General features: G+C 67.0%; 3 protein-coding genes. All 3 read right to left on the minus strand.

Annotated features, from left to right (window positions below):
* Positions 1–88 precede the first annotated feature (88 nt).
* Genes ACIQ6O_RS16250 through ACIQ6O_RS16260 form a run of 3 tightly spaced genes read right to left on the minus strand, consistent with a single transcriptional unit; the run spans position 89 to position 2,187 of the window.
* Positions 89–913 (minus strand): hypothetical protein, encoded by an 825-nt coding sequence (locus tag ACIQ6O_RS16250; RefSeq protein ID WP_396208817.1) that lies wholly within the window; start codon positions 911–913, stop codon positions 89–91.
* Between the two features lie 7 nt (positions 914–920).
* Positions 921–1,688, minus strand: a complete 768-nt coding sequence (locus ACIQ6O_RS16255; RefSeq protein WP_396208818.1) for a ParA family protein — start codon at positions 1,686–1,688, stop codon at positions 921–923.
* Position 1,689: 1 nt separating this feature from the next.
* Positions 1,690–2,187, minus strand: a complete 498-nt coding sequence (locus ACIQ6O_RS16260) for a tetratricopeptide repeat protein (RefSeq protein WP_396208819.1) — start codon at positions 2,185–2,187, stop codon at positions 1,690–1,692.
* Between the last annotated feature and the right edge of the window lie 364 nt (positions 2,188–2,551).

Raw genomic sequence — 2,551 nt, forward strand, 5'->3', positions numbered from 1 at the left:
GTCCGCTCGGGGTAGGCACTGGAAAATTGGTGCCCTGCAATGATCGGCGGGAGTGTGCCTCGGCCGGGAGGTCCGCTAAGAAGCGGGGCTACTGCGAGGCCGGGCGGACGACCTGCAACAGCATCCGTATGGGTGCCCCGCGCACGAGTTGCCCGCGATAGCGGGCCGTCGCCTCCACGATGACCGTGTCGGTGACGCGCGCCGACCCCTGCGGTACTGGGAAGCTGGCTGGCCGGACGCGTACCCGACGGGAAGCCGTTCCCTCGGACGACGTCGTGTCGAGCATCGACGCCCGGAGTTGCTCATCTACCAAAAAGACGCCCTTGGTCGTGTCGTTGGTCGGGTTGGTCGGCTTTACCAACCGGAAACTCACCAGCCAGCCGTCCACCCCCACCGGAGTCGTTTCCTGCAGATTGCGCAGCTGCACGCTGACCCCCCCTGTCGTATTGCCCTCGGCTCGCGTCCGCCCGGTATCGGGGAGCAGGGAGACGATCAATGCAGACGGGGCCGACCCTGAGACCGCCGTATCGGGGCGCACCGTAGACGACAGGGTGCGCAATACCTGCAGCGACGAACCAATGCGGGCCGCGAGACGCCCGGCAATGACCTTCGCGCGGGCTACGACGATGCCCGTGATGGTATCGACGCGGAAGGCCGAATCGCGGGTGTAGTCAGCGTACAGGTAGCTGGGCCGGGCATCGGCAATGATGTCGCCCGCCGAGTTGCGTACGATGGCCTTGATCGGGGCCACCGCCCCGAGCGAATCGCGTAGCGTGTCACCCACCACGACGGTTGGAAACGCAAAGGGCGGCAGTTCGATGGCTGCCGGCACTTCAGGGCCGGTACCCACATCGGCGCAGGCGGCTACGGCGACCGCTGCGGCGATCCCACCGCACAGCAGAATTCGGTTCACAGCCAACTCAGACGAAACGTTCGGCGAGACGCGTGGCGATGTTCACGTACGCCTGACTGGCCGGGTCGGCCGGCGTCCGCAGCACCACGGGCTGTCCTGCCGCGAAAGCATCTGCGGTGGCGGGTGTCCGGGGCACCGGCACATCGAACACGAGGTGTTGGGGCAGATGCTCACGGACGTAGCGGACGACGCGATCCGTGGCCGGGTTCCCCTCCTCGTACATCGTGAGCAGAATGCCTTCCAGCGTGAGTTCCTCGTTCTCGGCCACCACATCCTGAATGGCGCGCAGAATCTGCGGGGTGGTCTGCAGCGCCAGTGGTTCGCACTGCAGCGGCACCACGACGTGCTGGCTGGCCGCGAGGACACGTCGCGTGATGGCACCAAGCCCGGGCGGGGTGTCCACCACCACCACGTGGCAGCGCTCGCGAGCCATGGCCAACAGCTCGGCCAGCACGGTGGTCTCGCCCACGCGCTTCTGGAATTCGGTGTGGTCGGCCATGTCGCTGACGCTGCCGGCAAGAATCACCCGCAACCACGGGAGCGCGGTGGGCAGGATCACCTCGCGCAGTGCGTGCTCGCCACGCAGGTAGTCATCGAATCCCACCGTGGGGTGCCCGCGGCGCAACCCCACCCCGTAGCGTACCGCTCCTTGCGGATCGGCATCCACGAGCAGCGTCTTGAGGCCGCGGCGCGCGAAGGCCACGGCCAGATTGACCGCCGTGGTAGTCTTCCCGACGCCGCCCTTCTGGCTGACGATTGATAGTACGCGCCCCACGTCAGCCCTCGCTCACGCCGTCAGTGGCGCCATCGACGTTCCCGTCCGCCACCGACTCGCCACCGTCGGTGCTGTGCGCCATTCCGCTCAGTTCGGCGAGGGTACGCTCGGCGTGGGCGCGAAACTTGGCGGATGCCGGATCGTCGGGACGCGTCGAGCGCAGGAAGCCCTCGAGGTGCATGCCCGCATGCGCGGTGTCCCCGCGCTTGAGGAGCAGAAAGGCCAACCCGTAGTGCGCCCCAGCCAGATCCGGGTTGAGCTGAAGGGCCCGTCGGTACGTCCGAATGGCCTCTTCGGGCTGCCCCGTCTTGGAGAAGGCGATGGCGATGTTCTGCAACACGCCGGGATCGTCGGGGCGCTCGCGCAGGGCGAGACGATACGACGTCAGCGCGTTGGCGTAATCGCCGCGCGACTCGAGGTCGATCGCTTCAGCCAGAAAGTCCGGCTGTTTCGAATCACGTCCGGACGAGCCGCCCACGAGGCGGCGCCACCAAGTCATGCGCGCGCGGTGAATCGTGAGGGAAAGGAAATGGCGCCGGAGCGAAGCGATCCCGTCGCCCAACGAGGTGCGGAGTCGTGGTTGCACTCGACTCCGTTCGCAAACCTATCGGTGAGAACCGTTGGCTACAAGCCGCTGCCGCTCCCTGCTGGCATGTCAGGGCCATGCTGATTGGCGCGCGCATCCGGTTGGGGGTACACTGATCGTGACCTCAGTGGAGCCGTGGAATGCCCGTACCGCAGCCGTATGCCCCTGACCCCTCGAAGGGCGTGCTCATTGTCGATTGGCCGTTGTTCGGCGAGCTCTCACGCGCCCTCGCTGTCCGGGTCGCGCGCGACTGGATGCCGGACCTCATCGTGGGGAT

This window comes from Gemmatimonas sp., from assembly GCF_044345575.1.
Lineage (GTDB): Bacteria > Gemmatimonadota > Gemmatimonadetes > Gemmatimonadales > Gemmatimonadaceae > Gemmatimonas.